Source organism: Sinorhizobium sp. B11 (assembly GCA_039725955.1).
In the GTDB taxonomy this organism is placed as follows: domain Bacteria; phylum Pseudomonadota; class Alphaproteobacteria; order Rhizobiales; family Rhizobiaceae; genus Rhizobium.
Window position 1 is genome coordinate 1,909,332 of record CP091034.1, and the last position, 16,294, is coordinate 1,925,625.

Here is a 16,294-nt window from a genome sequence, read left to right on the forward strand (position 1 = left end):
GGTTTTGCGTCAACGACATGCGCGAAATAAAGCATGTCGAGCAAAAGTGTGCAGCGGTTTTGCGTCAACGAGATGCCCAAAGCAAAGCCTTGAACGTCCGCAAACTCAGCATTCGACGACATTGACGGCAAGGCCCCCTGTCGAGGTCTCCTTGTATTTCTCGCTCATGTCGTTGCCAGTCTGGCGCATGGTCTCGATACAGGCATCGAGCGGCACGAAATGCTGGCCATCGCCCTTCACAGCGAGCGATGCGGCTGTGACCGCCTTAACCGCACCCAGCGCATTGCGTTCGATACAGGGCACCTGCACGAGGCCGCCGACTGGATCGCAGGTCATGCCGAGATGGTGTTCGAGTGCGATCTCGGCGGCATTTTCGATCTGTGCAGGCGTGCCGCCCATGACGGCTGCGAGGCCGGCGGCTGCCATGGCGGCAGCCGAGCCGACCTCGCCCTGACAGCCGACTTCCGCGCCCGAGATCGAGGCATTGTGCTTGATGATGCCGCCGATCGCCGCTGCGGTCAGCAGATAGTCGTGGATCCCCTTCCGGTCCCAGTCCTCGTGGAAATGCTCGTAGTAGCGGATCGTTGCCGGGATAACGCCGGCCGCGCCATTGGTCGGCGCCGTGACGACGCGCCCGCCTGCGGCATTCTCCTCGTTGACCGCCATCGCGTAGACGCTCAGCCAGTCGTTGGCGAGCAGCGGGTTGACGCGGTTGCTGCGCCATTCTTCCTGCAGCTTGTCGTGAATATGCTTGGCCCGGCGCCGGACGTTGAGGCCGCCGGGCATGATGCCCTCGACCTTCAGCCCGCGCTCGATGCAGGAGCGCATTGCTTCCCAGATGCGGTCGAGACCGGTATCCAGTTCTTCACGGCTGCGCTGGCTTTCCTCATTGGCGCGTTTCATCTGCGCAATCGACAGGCCGGAGCGCTCGGCCATATCAAGCATCTGCTTGGCGCTGGCGAAGGGGTAAGGCACCTTGTAATTGCCTTGTTGCGCCTTCTTGCGCGCCCGCATCTGTTCGAGCTCCGTATCGGTGACGACGAAGCCGCCGCCGACGGAATAATAGATGCGCTTGACGAGAAGCCGCCCGTCCTTGTCATAGGCCGAGAAACTCATGCCGTTGGCGTGGCCCGGCAGCGGCTGCTTCTTGTCGAAAATCAGATCCGTCTTCGGCTGAAACTGGTAGCCCGGGTGGCCCTCCGGCGTGATCCGGCCGCTCTTTTCCACGCCATCGATAGTGGCGTCCATATGATCCGGGTCGACCTTGTCGGGCGCCTCGCCCATCAGGCCGAGGATGACCGCCCTGCCCGTACCATGGCCGATGCCCGTATGGGCGAGCGAACCGTGCAGGCTCACCTTGATGGCGGCCACCTGAGCGCCGATGGAAGGACGCGGCCATTCATCGGACAAGATAAGGTCGAGGAACCGGTTGGCAGCCGTCATCGGTCCCATCGTATGCGAGCTCGACGGGCCGACACCGATCTTGAACACATCGAATACCGAAAGAAACATGGAGGCGCCTTCTAAAATTCACGATGCAGACTATGCGAGCCCGGCTCGACATCCGCGTGGCGGACCGACATCGTCTTGAACCGGTGCGACATCAGGCCGGACACTAATGGGAAGCCGCTCATCTTGCCAGTGATTCTCATCTTGCCGGTCATTGCAGCATTCGAATGCATCTGTAGAGTGGCCGCATTTATACGGGAACTGACTCGCTGATGATGACGACCGCGGATTATATCGCGCTTGCCTTCTTTATTTTTATCTGGATGGGCTATTCCTGGCTGCTGCGCGGCCAGACTTTCTTCGGGCGCACCAGCCTGACCCATGCCATGGCGGAGCGGCGGCGTGAATGGATATATAATTCCCTGCGCCGCGATTTGAAGATGATCGACACCCAGATCATGGCCGGGCTGCAGAACGGGACGGCCTTTTTTGCCTCGACCTCTATTTTTGCCATCGGCAGCTGTTTTGCGCTTCTCGGCGCAACGGAAAAGGTCGATGCAGTCTTTGCCGACTTGCCTTTCGTCTTTCATAGCGGCCATGCCGTCTTCGAAATGAAGGTCGGCGGCCTTGCTGCCTTGTTCGGCTATGCCTTCTTCAAGTTCGGCTGGTCTTACCGTCTCTTCAATTATTGCACCATCCTGTTCGGCTCCATGCCCATGATGCACGATACCGACAAGGATATCATTGCCGCCGAGCGCGCCGCCGAACGCGTCATCCGCATGAACGTCCTTGCCGGCAGCCACTTCAACGAGGGGCTGAGGGCTATCTTCCTGTCGATCGGCTACCTCGGTTGGTTCATCAATCCCTATGTCTTCATCGGAACGACATCGATTGTCGTCTTCGTGCTCACCCGCCGGCAGTTCTTTTCGGCAGAACGGCTGGCGATCATGGAGCCGCAAGTGCCACCAAATCTCCATCTTTCTCCTGTTCTGCCCAATACGCCTTCACCGACTGACGGCGACGAATTGTCCGGGAGATTGTGAATGACATTGCCGGCAACGGAAGCGGCGCCTTATGCAAAACCGTCGCGCATCGGCCTTGTGGACACGGCGCGGGGTGCGGCGCTCATTGCGATGGCCACCTATCATTTCAGCTGGGATCTCGAATTCATGGGCTATCTGCAGCCTGGAACGGCCGAGACCGGCTGGCTGAAGATTTATGCCCGGGCGATCGCCGCCACCTTCCTCTTCATCGTGGGTGTCAGCCTCGTGCTCGCCAGCCGGCCGGACATTCGCTGGCCCTCCTTCTGGAAGCGTTTTGGCATGATCGCCGCTGCGGCCGTGCTCATATCGGCGGCGACCGCCTATCTTGTGCCCGGGGAATGGATTTACTTCGGCATCCTGCATTCCATTGCGGTTCTGAGCCTCATCGGCGTGGTCTTCCTGCGCCTGCCCTTGCCTTTGACGCTGCTCGTCACGCTGGCACTGCTAGTTGGCTGGATTGCTGATATTTTCGTGATGCCGGGCGTGCTCGGTTCACACCTGTTCGATCCGAAATATCTTGCCTGGCTCGGCTTTGCGGCCACGCCCGATCGCTCCAATGATTTTGTACCGCTCTTCCCCTGGGCGACACCCTTCTTCCTCGGCATGAGCCTTGCGCGCCTTGCCTTCCGGACGAACCTGCCGCATCGGCTGGCGGCGTTAGGCACAGGCGGCACATGGCTTGCGCGCCTCGGCCGCCACAGCCTCGCCTTTTACCTCATTCATCAGCCGGTGCTGATCGCGATCGCTTACGGTCTGACATTCATCATCGCGCCGCCGAAGCCCGATCCGGTCGCGACCTATCTGCGCCAGTGCAACACGTCCTGCACGGTCGAACAGGGTGAAGCGGTCTGCCGCAGCTTCTGCCAGTGCACGCTCGAGCAGCTGCAGGCGCAGCAGCTCTTCACGCTATTTCAGGCAGGTCAGGTCAAAGCCGACGATGAGAGGATCATGGCGCTTGCCGGCCAGTGCAGCGCCCAAATCGAGCCCGAGCTGCCGCCCGAGCCCCAACAGTGATCAAGCAATGATCAGGTGGTGACGCCGATTTCTGCGAGGCGGCCGAGGCAGGCCTCTTCGATATTGTCGAGCTCGGTGATCGTTTCATCGATATCCTTACGCTTCTGGCGCAGGTCTTCACGCTTTTCGTCCACGCGTTTCATCAGGAGCTTGAGCTGACCGAGCTCGCCCGGCGGCTCCTTGTAGACCTGGATGATTTCGCGGATTTCGGCAATGGTGAAGCCGATACGCCGGCCCCGCAGGATTTCCTGGATGAGGCGCCGGTCGGCAGGTCGAAACAGGCGCGTGCGTCCGCGACGTTCGGGATGGATCAATCCCTCATCTTCATAGAAGCGAAGCGTGCGCGTCGACACTCCGAATTCGCGCGTCAGCTCCGTTATGGTATAGTATTTGTTCACTAGCATCTCATCCCCGTCATCGACCCGACATATTATTGACTTTTACGTAATAGTCAATTTCGGCAGGTTTCAGATGCCGAACCACCATGTCGCGAGGCCGAGGAAGGCGAAGAAGCCGGTGCAGTCGGTGACGGTCGTGACGAAAACGGATGAAGCGATCGCGGGGTCCGCTCCCATCTTGTCGAGAAGCAGCGGCAGCAGGATGCCGGCAAGCGCCGCCGCCATCAGATTGATGATCATGGCTGCTCCGATGACGGCGCCGAGCTGGTAGTTGTGGAACCAGGTGCCCGCGATGGCGCCGAGCAGGATGGCGAAGAGAATGCCGTTCAGAATGCCGACGCCCGCTTCTCTTCGGATGATGCGCCCCGCATTATAGATATCGAGATCGCGGGTCGCGAGCGCGCGCACCGTCACGGTCATGGTCTGTGTGCCGGCATTGCCGCCCATGGAGGCAACGATCGGCATCAGCACCGCGAGTGCGATCATCTTCTCGATCGAACCGTCGAACAGGCCGATGACGCTGGCCGACAGCATCGCCGTACCGAGGTTGATCAGCAGCCAGAGGAACCGCGAGCGCACGGTCGAGATCACATTGTCGGACAGTTCTTCGTCGCCGACACCGCCGAGGCGCTTGATATCCTCGTCCGCTTCCTCATGGATCACGTCGACCACGTCGTCGATGGTGAGCACGCCGACGAGGCGTTCGTTCTCGTCGACGACGGCAGCGGAAAGAAGGTCATACTGTTCGAAGAGCTGGGCCGCCTCTTCCTGGTCCATCTCGGCCGGAATCGGATGGTTCGTCTCCCGCATGATGGCTTCGATCTTTGACTGCCGCTTGGTGCGCAGGATCTGGTCGAGATCGACGGCGCCGAGCAGCTTGAAGGTCGGGTCGATCACGAAGATCTGCGAAAAGGAATAGGGCAGATCCTCTTCGTCGCGCATATAGTCGATCGTCTGCCCGACAGTCCAGAATGGCGGCACGGCGACGAATTCCGTCTGCATGCGTCGGCCGGCGGAGCTTTCAGGGTAATCAAGGGCACGGCGAAGGCGAACCCGCTCCGTGAATGGCAGTTGCGCGAGAATCTCTTCGCGGTCTTCCTGATCGAGATCTTCGAGAATGTAGACGGCGTCGTCGGAATCCAGTTCGCCGATCGCCGCGGCAATCTGTTCGTTCGGCATCTGATCGACGATTTCGCGGCGGATCGTCTCGTCCACCTCGGTCAGCGCCGTCATGTCGAAATCGTCGCCGAGCAGATGCACCAGTGCCAGACGCTGATCCGGCTGGATCGATTCGAGCAGGTCGCCTATTTCCGATTCGTGGAGGCGCGCGACATTCTGGCGGAGAAACAGCGTGTCGCGATCGGCAATAGCGGCGCCGAGGCGCACGAGGAAATCGCTGCGCACATTGCCGTCTTCATTATAGATATCGACGTCTTCATCTGCCGGACGTTTGCGATTGCGGTCTTCGGTATCGGTCGTCGTCATATGCCGCCCTCGCATTTCTGTCAGATTTCAACGACTGTCGCGCCGCATTCGAAAATGTCGGCTGAAAATGCATTGTCAACAAGCGGATAAGCGAATTCCGCCCTGCCCTTTTGGTCGCCGGAATGCACATCGACCTGCTAGCTGAAAGCATTTCTGCCGTAAAGCGTAAACCCATGCTTTCTGATGACAATGCCTGTGGCCAGCTATAGTTTCCGCTGCCATTTATCGAAAGGAAGCTCAGCCGTGCCGATCCGCCCGATTTCTCCGCTATCCGCATCCCGGCCTGAAGACGGTCTGCACGCCGGTGACCGTGTTCGATTCGGCCCTTTACGCCCTTGCCGACGATCTGCTGCAGACGATGCGCGCGGCACCCGGCGTCGGCATCACCGCTGCCCATATCGGCGTCTTCCAGCGCCTGACGGTGCTGGAACTCGACAAGGCGGACGGCGTGCGCATCTACGCCAATCCCGAGATCACGTGGTTTTCAGATCAGACGATGGTTCATATGGAAGGCAGCGTCTCCATGCCGGGGGCGACGGACGAGGTCACGCGGCCGAGCGCGGTTCGTTTCCGCTACCAGGGTCTGGATGGCCATCAGCATGAAGAAGAGGCCACCGGCTTCCTCGCCATCTGCATCCAGCATGAGATCGATCAGCTCGACGGCATTTTCTGGCTGCAGCGTCTGTCGCGGCTCAAACGTGACCGGCTGATCAGGAAATGGGGAAAAGACGAAAAGCTGAGTCGCGCTATTAAACGTGCGAACCAAGTGCGCCCTTCCGACGTTTGCCTTGCAGTGAAACCGGAAGGAGACGGAAATGCCTGGCAACAACGACAAGTCCTCGCTTTCCCGCGAGGAAGACTACCGCGACTTCGAAGAGCGCAATCTGGACGACGGCTGGCCCTACGCGGACGGCAGCGGCGCCAAGGCTGCCGGCAGTGAAAACCGTGCCTACGGCGAAACCTCGGCCAATTTCGACCGCGACCGCAATAGCGGCTTCCGCATCGACGGCACGGACGAGGACGGCAACGAGAATCGCCTGAAGGATTCGCTCGAGCCTGACACGATCGACCGCGACGAAAGCGACGATCTCGAAGCCCGCGTGACCGAGAACCTGGAGAATATCCCCGAGGTCGATATCGACAGTGTGGAAGTTCACGCCGACGGCCATACCGTGACGCTGGAGGGTTCTGTCGAAACGATCGGGATTGCCCGCAAGGTCGAACTTGGCGCCCTGTCGGTAGACGGTGTCCATCATGTCCGCAACCACCTGCACACAACCGGTGTCGATGCCCATATCCCGAACGAGGATTGAGGCGAAAAACACAAAGTCGCCACATTTGAAAACCGGGAAGCGGCCTGCTTTCCGGTTTTGCTGTCTCTAAAATTAAAAATAGTTAATCAATCAAAGATTGCAGGATTGTAATCTTTCGGAAAGCGCTGACATCTCAGGCAATTAACTGTGCCGGCTAAGGTAACGTGCCCGTCAAAAACGTTGACAAATATGTGATTTTATTTGGACAAAACGCCGCAACGCAGCGGTCATCTTTCTCACAAAATCGCCCAAATTGGAGCGCGAACTTATCGTGCCGAGGGTTAGATTTACGTTGTTGAATTCAACAACAGATTGAGGAGATAGACCCATGCGCATGAAGTTCGCCGCCGCCGCCACCCTGTTTGCCGTCAGCATGGCAAGTGCCGCTTTTGCACAGCCGAAATATATGGACGACTATTCCAATAATGGTGATGGCCTCTACCAGACGCCGGTCGCGCCGGCGAAGCCTATTCACTACCCGACCCATGTAGCCCCCCCGGCCTATTCCAGCGACTATACGAATGATAGTGACGGCTTCGCACCGGCCGCGATGGCCAAGCCCGCGAAGGTCGACAACACTGCCACCGCCAGCATCAAGCCTCTTCCGGATTGCCACAGCATGGTCGGCCCGAAGGGTTCGCATCAGAAAGGTGCCGATAGCGGCGCAAGTCGCACTGAGGCCTGCCGCGCAATGCACTGACATGATCCGAGAAAGGGCCGGTTTCCGGCCCTTTTCCTTTGCAATTTCAATGCTCCACACGGCGTAATCCACACCTCGGGCAAGCTTTTAAAAAAAACTGTCATATCGCGCTTGTGTCCGTCAGAGGCTTTTGCTACATGCTGCCTCGCCGACGCAAATCGGCCTACCACGATGCGGTCGTGGCGGAATTGGTAGACGCGCAGCGTTGAGGTCGCTGTGGGGCAACCCGTGGAAGTTCGAGTCTTCTCGACCGCACCAAAGAAACCCGCTTCGGCGGGTTTTTTTCTTTTTGGCCAAAGGTTTAGTTCTCCGGTCCTGATGTCCTCGCCGCAAGAAGCAGCGCGCGGCAGCCCTTTCCCGCCGATATCGCCTCTGGTGGATATCACAGCGAAGCCAGCCGGCACTTGCTGCAATTCTGGTGCGCAATCTGCCGCTTGACTTCCATCTGGAATTGAGAACATAGATGGAACGCTTAGGGGTTCAGGGGTGTTCCTTTCATGAAAATTATTTCGATCGGCAATTTTTGACGTTTCGCTAGAAGAACTAGCTTCCGCTGATGCCGGTTCCTGCGTGAGGTAGCTCGCGCTCGCTGGCAATCCAGCCTTTCTCATACATTCGAACGCAAGCCGGACATTTCGGCTTGGCGCTTATTCGCTATGCCCGCGCATTTGCATCGCGCCTAACCATGGGGGACGGCATGACATCGGAAGATCGCTACGAATACGTCAAGGGCGGCGTAGCACTCGCGATTCTCGGAACCCTCGTTATGGGCCTTTACATCGACTCGCTGTATCGCGGCGATACCGAGACGGCGGCCTACAAGACGGTCGATGACTGCCTTAAGGACAACAAGTTCGGTCCTGACGACTGCAAAAGCAGCTTCGCGATCGCTCGCGATGAACATCTGAAAAGCTCCCCCTCCTACGATAAACGCGAGGATTGCGAGGAGGAATTCGGCGACAGCCGTTGTGAGCAGACCTCTTCGGTCCATGCGTCCGGAGGAGGACATTTCAGCCCATATCTTGGCGGGTATCTCGTTGGTCAGCCCGATAAGAAGGTCAATGGCGTCTACTATCCGGCTGTGCCCGCATCGGCGTTGTACGAGAGCCGCCATGTTCCGGGTTTCGTGGACGCACGGGGCATTCTGGTCACCAACAAGGTCGGCGGCTTCAAGATGGCCTATCAATCCGCCGCTCACTATAAGCCCGCAGCCCCCACGACGACGCTCGCCCGCTCCGGTTTTGGCGCGCGCCACTTTGCTGCGTCCTGAGGGCTCAAGATGAAGCGCATCGCGACCGGCGAGAGACCTGACTGGGTGCGGAAACTCGAAGACCTCGATTTCACCATCCACCACATGTATGGCGAACTCTATTGGGATGAGCGCAATGCCTACCAATTCACGCTCGCTGAGATCGAGGATGGTCTCGAGGATCCGACCAACGAGATTCTGCAGCTCTGCTACAAAGCAGTCGATCGCATTTGCGCCGATCCCGCATTGATGACGCGCATGGCGATCCCGGCCGAGTTCCACGCCGCCGTCAGCAGATCCTGGAAATGGTCCGATCGTGATATCTACGGCCGCTTCGACCTGCGTTACGATGGCAAGCGTCCGGCAAAACTCTTCGAATTCAATGCCGATACGCCGACGTCACTCTTCGAAAGCGCTGTCATCCAGTGGGAATGGCTCCAAGACATGAAGCGTCTTGGCCGGTTGAGCGCCGATGCCGACCAGTTCAATTCGATCCACGAGAAGCTCATCGGCGCTTTCCAGTATTTCAAGAATGCCAGCGACAGCGGCGTCTTCCATTTCGGCTGCATCACCGACAATGAGGAAGACTATCTGACGACCAAATATCTCGCCGACGTTGCCTTCCAGGCGGGCTTCGAAGTTGTGGTGCTCGATATGGAAGAGATCGGCATCGATCCCGAGAACTGGTTCACCGATCTCGAAGACCGCCGGATGGAGAATCTCTTCAAGCTCTACCCGCTGGAATTCATGGTGCACGAGGAGTTTGGCGCACATCTCATCTCCACGCCCACAAAGATTCACGAGCCGCTGTGGAAGATGACGCTGTCGAACAAGGGCCTCCTCGCCGTCCTCTGGGAAATGGCGCCCAACCATCCGAACCTGCTGCCCGCCTATTTCGCCGACGATCCGCAGGCGCTGCGTCTGGAAAACGCCGTCAGAAAACCGCTCCTGTCGCGCGAAGGCGCAAATGTCACGCTGACGTCGGGGGAAACGATAATCGCGGTGGATGGCGAATATGGCGCAGAGGGCTACATTGTGCAGGAAACCTGCCTGCTCCCGCAGTTCGGCGAGGATTATGCCGTGATCGGCTCCTGGGTCGTCGCCGGCGAAGCCTGCGGCATCTGCATCCGCGAGGACAAATCGCCTATTACCCAGAACCTCTCCCGTTTTGTCCCGCATTTCATTATGGATTGATTGCACGGGGCTGCATCTCCAGGATGGCTGATCGCCACAAAGAGCGATTGAATCGCTCTTCGCCCAAGTCCATATAGAAGCCCGCGCCCGCCCCCTCCATTTTTGCGGATTGCGCCAAGGACTGCCATGCTACGCACCGATCTCGATTTTTCCATGCTCCCGAAACTCGGCTCACGCCCCGTACGCTGGCGCATCTCAGACGGGCTCGTTCCCTATGAGGAAGCGGTGGAGACGATGGAGCGGGAGGTTGCATTGATTTCCGAAGGCGGGGACGAGCTTGTCTGGCTGCTGGAACATCCGCCGCTTTATACAGCCGGCACCAGCGCCGACGCGAAGGATCTCGTCCAGCCGGATCGTTTTCCGGTCTTCGCCACCGGACGTGGCGGCGAATACACCTATCATGGCCCCGGCCAGCGCGTTGCCTATGTCATGCTCGATCTCAAGCGCCGCAGGCAGGATGTGCGCGCCTTCGTGGCAGCGCTCGAAGAGGTCATCATCCGCACGCTCGATTCGATGAATATCCGCGGCGAACGCCGCGAGGATCGTGTGGGCGTCTGGGTCCGACGGCCGGAGAGACCGTTGCTGCCTGACGGCACCATGGCGGAAGACAAGATCGCGGCACTCGGCATCCGTCTTCGCAAATGGGTGACCTTCCACGGACTGTCGTTGAACGTCGATCCCGATCTCGATCATTTCGGCGGCATCGTGCCCTGCGGCATCTCGGCCTATGGCGTCACCAGCCTCGTCGATCTCGGCCTGCTCGTGACGATGGTCGATGCCGACATCCGCCTGCGCGCCGCCTTCGAAGAGATATTCGGCGAAACCGTCAACGATACAGCACTCTGTCCCTGATTGCCGTCCTTGATTGCCCGGGCTTCCTGTGGTTGATGACATCATCCGCAAGAAGCAGCCGTCATGTCCGAATCTCCCTCCACCCAGAATCCCCTCCGGGGCATGGCCATCATGGCCGGCGCCATGGCCATCCTGCCGACGATGGATGCGATTGCAAAATATATGGCGACCTTTGAGGGCATGTCGCCCGGGCAGGTAACCTTCTACCGCTTCTTCTTCCAGCTCGTCTGTACCCTGCCGATCCTTTTTGCCATGTTCGGTAAGCGGGCTCTGTCGGCCAAGCGCCCATGGATGAACCTGCTTCGCGGCGCGCTGCATGGTGCGGCAAGCCTGCTCTTCTTCGTCGCCGTCAAATACATGCCGCTCGCTGATGTCTTCGCCATCTATTTCGTCGAGCCCTTCATGCTGACGGCGCTTTCGGCGCTCTTCCTCGGCGACAAGGTCGGCTGGCGGCGCTGGACGGCAATCGTCGTCGGGTTCGGCGGCGCCATGATCGTCATCCAGCCGAGCTACGAGATTTTCGGCCTGAAGGCGCTGCTGCCGGTCTTCTGCGCCTTCCTCTTCTCGCTCTATCTCTTCCTCAACCGCGCCATCGGCGAGGCAGATTCGCCGCTGACGATGCAGACCATGTCCGGTATTGGCGGTACGATCTTCATGGCGGGCGCAATGTTTGTCGGAAACAGCTTCGGCAATGCCGACTTCACGCCCTCCCTGCCGGCCTCTTGGCTCGGCCTCGTCCTGCTGCTGATCCTGGGCACGATTTCGGGCTATGCGCACATGCTGGTTGTTAAGGCTTTCCGGCTCGCGCCACTGTCGCTGCTGGCACCCTTCCAATATTTCGAAATCATTTCGGCGACCGTGCTCGGTTACGCCCTCTTCGGTGATTTTCCTAATTTTTCCAAATGGATAGGCATCGCAATTATCGTTGCATCGGGGCTCTTCATCATCTGGCGCGAGCGCGTGCAGGCGCGATCATTAAAATCCGCGTGAAATCCCCAAACTGCAGTTAACCCTTCTTCTTGAGGGATCTTCAATTCGGCACCGATAAAACCATTTCCGGCTTCATGATGAAGTCTGGAGATAAAACATGAGTGAGTTCCGTCTCGCTTTTCCGGCGTGTGTCATCGCCGGGAAGCATCGGCTGACGGCCGAAGACATTGTGCTTTTGCGCAAACACACCTTCCCGGAGGGAATCCGGACTTCCGATCATGTCGTAGTGTTGTTGGCGCTCAATAATTCCTGCCCCGAAAAATGCCCCGAGTGGAACACGTTTTTCATCGAACAGCTGGCAGGCTTCATCGTCGATTACACCTATCCGCAGGGCTCGCTGGACGAGATCAATGTCGCATGGATCATGCGCATGTTCACGACCGACGGCGTCGTCAATTCCGCCCTCGAGCTGGAGCTCATCCTGCATGTCATGGAGCTCAGCGCCCACGTACCCGATGAGCTGCGCGCCCTGGCGCTCGATCAGCTCCGCCTGGCGCTCTCAGAGGATCTCGGCGGCTACAAGCTGACCCGCGCGACCGACCGCAAGAGCATCACGCGGCAGGATGTGGATTACCTGATGCGTGTTTTGAGAAACGTCAGCGACGGCGGCGTCATCGGCGTGTCGCCGGTCGAATATGGCGTGCTGCAGCGCATTGATGCGGTAACCCAGCCTGGCGCCAATCATCAGCGCTGGGGCGAGATCATGGCCGCGGTCGAACTCAGGGACTATGCCCAGCCGAGGCGGAGCCGCTGGCTTCGTATTATCGATGAAGAGCCGGTTGCCGCTGCCGCAGTTGCCTGATCTGCCGGTGATTTCTCAGCCCGATTGTGCGTTCCGGCTTTTTATGCGTAAAACTCCGGAGCGCATTTCCTGGGTGGAGACTCGATGTTCAAGAAGATCCTGATCGCGAATCGCGGCGAGATTGCCTGCCGCGTGATCAAAACCGCTCGCCGCATGGGCATTGCCACCGTTGCGGTCTATTCGGATGCGGATCGGGATGCCCTGCATGTCGAAATGGCCGATGAGGCTGTTCATATCGGCCCTGCCCCGGCAGCCGAAAGCTATCTCGTCGCCGACAAGATCATCGCCGCCTGCAAGGAAACCGGTGCCGAAGCCGTGCATCCCGGCTACGGCTTCCTGTCCGAGCGCGCCTCATTCTGCGAGGCCTTGGAAAAGCAGGGCATCGTCTTCATCGGTCCGAAGCCCAAGGCCATCATGGCGATGGGCGACAAGATCGAATCGAAGAAATTCGCCAATGCCGCCAAGGTTTCCACCGTTCCCGGCTATCTCGGCGTGATCGAGGATCCGGCACACGCTGAAAAGATCGCCGCCGAGATCGGCTATCCCGTGATGATAAAGGCGTCGGCCGGCGGCGGTGGCAAGGGCATGCGCATTGCATGGACGCAAGCGGAAGTACGCGATGGTTTCGACCGCGCCCGCTCGGAAGCCAAGAGTTCGTTCGGCGACGACCGCGTCTTCATCGAGAAATATGTCGTCGATCCGCGCCATATCGAAATCCAGGTTCTGGCCGATGCGCATGGCAACGTCGTCTATCTCGGCGAGCGCGAATGCTCCATCCAGCGCCGGAACCAGAAGGTCGCCGAAGAAGCGCCCTCGCCTTTCCTCGACGAGAAGACCCGCGCTGCCATGGGCGAGCAGTCCGTGGCGCTGGCCAAGGCCGTCGATTACCAGAGTGCCGGCACGGTGGAATTCATTGTCGACCGCGACCGCAATTTCTATTTCCTAGAAATGAATACGCGACTGCAGGTCGAGCATCCTGTGACGGAGCTGGTGACCGGCATCGATCTCGTCGAGCAGATGATCCGCGTTGCTGCCGGGGAAAAGCTGCCCTTCGCGCAGAAGGATATCAAGCTCAACGGCTGGGCGGTGGAAAGCCGCCTCTATGCCGAAGATCCCTACCGCAACTTCCTGCCCTCGATCGGACGCCTAACGCGCTACCGCCCGCCGGCGGAAGGCCGCACCGGCGACGTCATCATACGCAATGATACCGGCGTTTTCGAAGGCGCTGAAATCTCCATGTACTACGACCCGATGATCGCCAAGCTCTGCACCTGGGCGCCGAGCCGCCTGCAGGCGGTGGAAGCCATGGGACAGGCGCTGGATGCTTTTGTGGTCGATGGCATCGAGCATAATGTTCCCTTCCTCTCGGCCCTCATGAAACATCCGCGCTGGCGCGAAGGCCGCCTCTCCACCGGCTTCATTGCGGAGGAATATCCCGAGGGATTTGCGCCGATGGCGCCGGATGAGGCGGAAGAGGCAGCCCTTGCCGCCATCGCGCTTTCCGTTTCCCTGATCGAGGCCGGGCGCCGCGAAGGTTTTGCCGATCGTCTGCGGCAGGCAAGCGGCCCGTTGCGCGAAGAATGGGTCGTCAAGTTCGGCGGAAATTACGTGCCGGTGAAACTGGTCGATGGCCTCGTCACCATCCCCTTCGAGATGGAAATGGAGGTTGCCGGCCGCACCGAAACCGTTGTCACCGATTGGCGACCGGGCGACCCGGTCTGGCATGGCAGGATTGCCAGCCGCCCGGTGACCGCGCAGATCCGACCGATCCTCAATGGCCTGCGCATCGACTGGCAGGGCCTTTCGGTCAAGGCGCGGATCTTCACGCCCCGCCATGCCGAGCTCGACCGCCTGATGCCGGTCAAGCTGCCGCCGGATACGTCCAAGCTCCTGCTCTGCCCCATGCCGGGCCTCGTCGTCTCTATTGCCGTCGCCGAGGGCCAGGAGGTCAAGGCTGGAGAGACGCTTGCCGTCGTCGAAGCCATGAAGATGGAAAATGTACTGCGCGCCGAGCGCGATCTCGTCGTCGGCAAGATCAAGGCCGCGCCCGGCGAGAGCCTCGCTGTCGATGCCGTCATCATGGAATTCGCCTGAAGCATCGACCACGATTTCCGGATGGCCCTCTAAGCCTTTTTTGTGCTTGAGCCACCCTTGCGGAGCGTGCAAGAGTCCGCCACGCAAATCACGAGGAGATCGAAGATGGATGTTCGCGCCGCCGTTGCCGTTCAGGCAGGAAAACCCCTTGAGGTCATGACCGTTCAGCTCGACGGCCCGAAGGCCGGCGAAGTGCTGATCGAGGTCAAGGCGACGGGCATCTGCCACACCGATGATTTCACGCTGTCGGGCGCCGATCCGGAAGGTCTCTTCCCGGCGATCCTTGGCCATGAAGGCGCGGGCATCGTTGTGGATGTCGGCCCCGGCGTCACATCGCTCAAGAAGGGCGACCATGTCATTCCGCTCTACACGCCGGAATGCCGCGAGTGCTATTCCTGCACCTCGCGCAAGACCAATCTCTGCACCTCAATCCGCGCGACCCAGGGCCAGGGCGTCATGCCTGACGGCACCTCGCGCTTCTCGATCGGCAAGGACAAGATCCACCACTATATGGGCTGCTCGACCTTCGCGAACTTCACCGTTCTGCCGGAGATCGCGCTGGCCAAGATCAATCCCGACGCTCCCTTCGACAAGGTCTGCTATATCGGCTGCGGTGTGACGACGGGCATCGGCGCCGTCATCAACACGGCCAAGGTCGAGATCGGCTCGACGGCCATCGTCTTCGGTCTCGGCGGTATCGGCCTCAATGTTCTTCAGGGCCTGCGTCTTGCCGGTGCCGACATGATCATCGGCGTCGATATCAACCCCGACCGCAAGGCATGGGGCGAGAAGTTCGGCATGACGCATTTCGTCAACCCGAAGGAGGTCGGCGATGACATCGTGCCCCATCTCGTCAACATGACGAAGCGCCATGGCGACCTGATCGGCGGCGCCGATTACACCTTCGATTGCACCGGCAACACCAAGGTCATGCGCCAGGCACTGGAATCCAGCCACCGCGGCTGGGGCAAGTCCGTCATCATCGGCGTCGCCGGCGCCGGCCAGGAAATCTCCACGCGTCCCTTCCAGCTCGTCACCGGCCGCAACTGGATGGGCACGGCCTTCGGCGGCGCCCGTGGCCGCACCGACGTGCCGAAGATCGTCGACTGGTACATGGAAGGCAAGATCCAGATCGACCCGATGATCACCCACACCATGCCGCTCGAAGACATCAACAAGGGCTTCGATCTCATGCACAAGGGTGAGAGCATCCGCGGCGTCGTGGTCTATTGATGGCTGCGATTGCCTACACGGCTGATGTCAAAAGTCTCGACGAGCTCTCCGCGCGAGAGCTCTACGACCTCCTGCGGATGCGTGTGGATGTCTTCGTCGTCGAGCAGAACTGCCCCTATCCGGAACTGGACGGCAAGGATATCGATGCCTTGCATCTGCGGCTCATGGAGGGCGGCGAACTGCTCGGCTCGACACGGCTCTTGAAGCCCTACGGTGCGCAAGATCCGGCAAAGGTCGGCCGCGTCGTCGTCTCTCCCGCTCATCGCGGCAAGCGACTTGGCGATGCGCTGATGAGCGAATCGATCGCTGCCTGCGAAAGGCTTTATCCGGCAAATCCGATTGCCCTCTCCGCGCAGGCGCATTTGCGCCGCTTCTATGAATCCTTCGGTTTCGTGAAAACCTCGGAGGAATATCTCGAAGACGGCATTCCCCATATCGATATGGTCCGTCCGCTGGCCACCAAGCCCGCTTGAGGATA

General features: G+C 59.5%; 15 protein-coding genes, 1 tRNA gene and 1 pseudogene. 14 read left to right on the forward strand and 3 right to left on the reverse strand.

What is annotated here, in order from left to right; all coding sequences use genetic code 11:
• Positions 1–105 precede the first annotated feature (105 nt).
• Positions 106–1,512 (reverse strand): L-serine ammonia-lyase, encoded by a 1,407-nt coding sequence (locus LVY75_19270; protein XAZ25299.1) that lies wholly within the window; start codon positions 1,510–1,512, stop codon positions 106–108.
• A gap of 212 nt (positions 1,513–1,724) precedes the next feature.
• Here LVY75_19270 and LVY75_19275 point away from each other — a divergent pair, with 212 nt between their 5' ends.
• Both LVY75_19275 and LVY75_19280 read left to right on the forward strand, forming a co-directional pair.
• Positions 1,725–2,492, forward strand: a complete 768-nt coding sequence (locus LVY75_19275; protein ID XAZ25756.1) for a DUF599 domain-containing protein — start codon at positions 1,725–1,727, stop codon at positions 2,490–2,492.
• On the forward strand, positions 2,493–3,506 hold the full coding sequence (locus LVY75_19280; protein XAZ25300.1) for a DUF1624 domain-containing protein: 1,014 nt from the start codon (positions 2,493–2,495) through the stop codon (positions 3,504–3,506).
• A gap of 11 nt (positions 3,507–3,517) precedes the next feature.
• Here LVY75_19280 and LVY75_19285 read toward each other — a convergent pair whose 3' ends face one another.
• Both LVY75_19285 and mgtE read right to left on the reverse strand, forming a co-directional pair.
• A complete protein-coding gene (locus LVY75_19285; protein XAZ25301.1) occupies positions 3,518–3,910 on the reverse strand; it encodes a MerR family DNA-binding transcriptional regulator in 393 nt (130 codons plus the stop codon).
• Positions 3,911–3,973: 63 nt separating this feature from the next.
• Entirely contained in the window at positions 3,974–5,389 is a 1,416-nt protein-coding gene (mgtE, locus tag LVY75_19290; protein ID XAZ25302.1) for a magnesium transporter, read from the reverse strand.
• Between the two features lie 220 nt (positions 5,390–5,609).
• On the opposite strand from mgtE, the pseudogene LVY75_19295 reads away from it, so the two are divergent.
• The 12 genes and pseudogenes from LVY75_19295 to LVY75_19350 all read left to right on the forward strand — a co-directional run bounded on the left by LVY75_19295 (position 5,610) and on the right by LVY75_19350 (position 16,289).
• Positions 5,610–6,122: pseudogene (locus LVY75_19295) on the forward strand (peptide deformylase).
• Positions 6,123–6,204: 82 nt separating this feature from the next.
• A complete protein-coding gene (locus tag LVY75_19300; GenBank protein XAZ25303.1) occupies positions 6,205–6,702 on the forward strand; it encodes a BON domain-containing protein in 498 nt (165 codons plus the stop codon).
• 328 nt (positions 6,703–7,030) lie between these two features.
• Positions 7,031–7,402: a hypothetical protein gene (locus LVY75_19305; protein XAZ25304.1), complete on the forward strand. Its 372-nt coding sequence runs from the start codon at positions 7,031–7,033 to the stop codon at positions 7,400–7,402.
• Between the two features lie 173 nt (positions 7,403–7,575).
• A tRNA-Leu gene (locus LVY75_19310) sits at positions 7,576–7,660 on the forward strand.
• A 439-nt stretch (positions 7,661–8,099) separates the two neighbouring features.
• The gene (locus LVY75_19315; GenBank protein XAZ25305.1) at positions 8,100–8,672 is read left to right on the forward strand and encodes a DUF1190 domain-containing protein; all 573 of its coding nucleotides are present in this window, start codon (positions 8,100–8,102) and stop codon (positions 8,670–8,672) included.
• Between the two features lie 9 nt (positions 8,673–8,681).
• On the forward strand, positions 8,682–9,845 hold the full coding sequence (locus LVY75_19320; protein XAZ25306.1) for a glutathionylspermidine synthase family protein: 1,164 nt from the start codon (positions 8,682–8,684) through the stop codon (positions 9,843–9,845).
• A gap of 126 nt (positions 9,846–9,971) precedes the next feature.
• Entirely contained in the window at positions 9,972–10,697 is a 726-nt protein-coding gene (lipB, locus tag LVY75_19325) for a lipoyl(octanoyl) transferase LipB (protein ID XAZ25307.1), read from the forward strand.
• A gap of 63 nt (positions 10,698–10,760) precedes the next feature.
• Entirely contained in the window at positions 10,761–11,687 is a 927-nt protein-coding gene (locus tag LVY75_19330) for a DMT family transporter (GenBank protein ID XAZ25308.1), read from the forward strand.
• A gap of 97 nt (positions 11,688–11,784) precedes the next feature.
• A complete protein-coding gene (locus LVY75_19335) occupies positions 11,785–12,489 on the forward strand; it encodes a hypothetical protein (GenBank protein ID XAZ25309.1) in 705 nt (234 codons plus the stop codon).
• An 84-nt stretch (positions 12,490–12,573) separates the two neighbouring features.
• The gene (locus LVY75_19340) at positions 12,574–14,583 is read left to right on the forward strand and encodes an acetyl/propionyl/methylcrotonyl-CoA carboxylase subunit alpha (protein ID XAZ25310.1); all 2,010 of its coding nucleotides are present in this window, start codon (positions 12,574–12,576) and stop codon (positions 14,581–14,583) included.
• A 105-nt stretch (positions 14,584–14,688) separates the two neighbouring features.
• Entirely contained in the window at positions 14,689–15,816 is a 1,128-nt protein-coding gene (locus tag LVY75_19345; GenBank protein ID XAZ25311.1) for an S-(hydroxymethyl)glutathione dehydrogenase/class III alcohol dehydrogenase, read from the forward strand.
• Positions 15,816–16,289, forward strand: a complete 474-nt coding sequence (locus LVY75_19350; protein ID XAZ25312.1) for a GNAT family N-acetyltransferase — start codon at positions 15,816–15,818, stop codon at positions 16,287–16,289. Before LVY75_19345 ends, LVY75_19350 begins: the two co-directional genes overlap by 1 nt.
• The last annotated feature ends 5 nt before the right edge of the window (positions 16,290–16,294 follow it).

Bases quoted from the DNA above. Each gene is read 5' to 3' on its own strand.
- LVY75_19300 (XAZ25303.1), top strand. From the start codon at position 6,205: ATGCCTGGCAACAACGACAAGTCCTCGCTTTCCCGCGAGGAAGACTAC.
- LVY75_19280 (XAZ25300.1), top strand. From the start codon at position 2,493: ATGACATTGCCGGCAACGGAAGCGGCGCCTTATGCAAAACCGTCGCGC.
- LVY75_19350 (XAZ25312.1), top strand. From the start codon at position 15,816: ATGGCTGCGATTGCCTACACGGCTGATGTCAAAAGTCTCGACGAGCTC.
- LVY75_19335 (XAZ25309.1), top strand. From the start codon at position 11,785: ATGAGTGAGTTCCGTCTCGCTTTTCCGGCGTGTGTCATCGCCGGGAAG.
- LVY75_19305 (XAZ25304.1), top strand. From the start codon at position 7,031: ATGCGCATGAAGTTCGCCGCCGCCGCCACCCTGTTTGCCGTCAGCATG.
- LVY75_19320 (XAZ25306.1), top strand. From the start codon at position 8,682: ATGAAGCGCATCGCGACCGGCGAGAGACCTGACTGGGTGCGGAAACTC.
- LVY75_19330 (XAZ25308.1), top strand. From the start codon at position 10,761: ATGTCCGAATCTCCCTCCACCCAGAATCCCCTCCGGGGCATGGCCATC.
- lipB (XAZ25307.1), top strand. From the start codon at position 9,972: ATGCTACGCACCGATCTCGATTTTTCCATGCTCCCGAAACTCGGCTCA.
- mgtE (XAZ25302.1), bottom strand. From the start codon at position 5,389: ATGACGACGACCGATACCGAAGACCGCAATCGCAAACGTCCGGCAGAT.
- LVY75_19340 (XAZ25310.1), top strand. From the start codon at position 12,574: ATGTTCAAGAAGATCCTGATCGCGAATCGCGGCGAGATTGCCTGCCGC.
- LVY75_19275 (XAZ25756.1), top strand. From the start codon at position 1,725: ATGACGACCGCGGATTATATCGCGCTTGCCTTCTTTATTTTTATCTGG.
- LVY75_19345 (XAZ25311.1), top strand. From the start codon at position 14,689: ATGGATGTTCGCGCCGCCGTTGCCGTTCAGGCAGGAAAACCCCTTGAG.
- LVY75_19315 (XAZ25305.1), top strand. From the start codon at position 8,100: ATGACATCGGAAGATCGCTACGAATACGTCAAGGGCGGCGTAGCACTC.
- LVY75_19270 (XAZ25299.1), bottom strand. From the start codon at position 1,512: ATGTTTCTTTCGGTATTCGATGTGTTCAAGATCGGTGTCGGCCCGTCG.
- LVY75_19285 (XAZ25301.1), bottom strand. From the start codon at position 3,910: ATGCTAGTGAACAAATACTATACCATAACGGAGCTGACGCGCGAATTC.